Here is a 1,118-nt window from a genome sequence, read left to right on the forward strand (position 1 = left end):
TCATAATCAGTGAAAACGAGTAGGGCGGGACACGTGATATCCTGTCTGAATATGGGGGGACCATCCTCCAAGGCTAAATACTACTGACTGACCGATAGTGAACCAGTACCGTGAGGGAAAGGCGAAAAGAACCCCTGTGAGGGGAGTGAAATAGAACCTGAAACCGTGTACGTACAAGCAGTAGGAGCACCTTCGTGGTGTGACTGCGTACCTTTTGTATAATGGGTCAGCGACTTAATTTTAGTAGCAAGGTTAACCGTTTAGGGGAGCCGTAGGGAAACCGAGTCTTAACTGGGCGTACAGTTGCTAGGATTAGACCCGAAACCAGGTGATCTAGCCATGGGCAGGTTGAAGGTTGAGTAACATCAACTGGAGGACCGAACCGACTAATGTTGAAAAATTAGCGGATGACTTGTGGCTAGGGGTGAAAGGCCAATCAAACCTGGAGATAGCTGGTTCTCCCCGAAAGCTATTTAGGTAGCGCCTCGGACGAATACTACTGGGGGTAGAGCACTGTTAAGGCTAGGGGGTCATCCCGACTTACCAACCCTTTGCAAACTCCGAATACCAGTAAGTACTATCCGGGAGACACACGGCGGGTGCTAACGTCCGTCGTGGAGAGGGAAACAACCCAGACCGCCAGCTAAGGTCCCAAAGTATAGCTAAGTGGGAAACGATGTGGGAAGGCTCAGACAGCCAGGATGTTGGCTTAGAAGCAGCCATCATTTAAAGAAAGCGTAATAGCTCACTGGTCGAGTCGGCCTGCGCGGAAGATGTAACGGGGCTAAGCTATACACCGAAGCTGCGGCTACGTACCTTAGGGTATGTGGGGTAGGGGAGCGTTCTGTAAGCCGTTGAAGGTGGTCTGTAAGGGCTGCTGGAGGTATCAGAAGTGCGAATGCTGACATGAGTAACGATAAAGGGAGTGAAAAACTCCCTCGCCGGAAGACCAAGGGTTCCTGTCCAACGTTAATCGGGGCAGGGTAAGTCGACTCCTAAGGCGAGGCCGAAAGGCGTAGTCGATGGGAAACGGGTTAATATTCCCGTACTTCTTACAATTGCGATGGGGGGACGGAGAAGGCTAGGTGGGCCTGGCGACGGTTGTCCAGGTTCAAGTA

1 rRNA gene is annotated in these 1,118 nt (G+C 51.6%); it reads left to right on the top strand.

Annotated features, from left to right (window positions below):
* A 23S ribosomal RNA gene (locus tag L3V36_RS23835) occupies nt 1-1,118 on the top strand; the annotation flags it as partial.

It is taken from the genome of Vibrio sp. G-C-1, assembly GCF_021728015.1.
GTDB lineage: Bacteria > Pseudomonadota > Gammaproteobacteria > Enterobacterales > Vibrionaceae > Vibrio > Vibrio splendidus.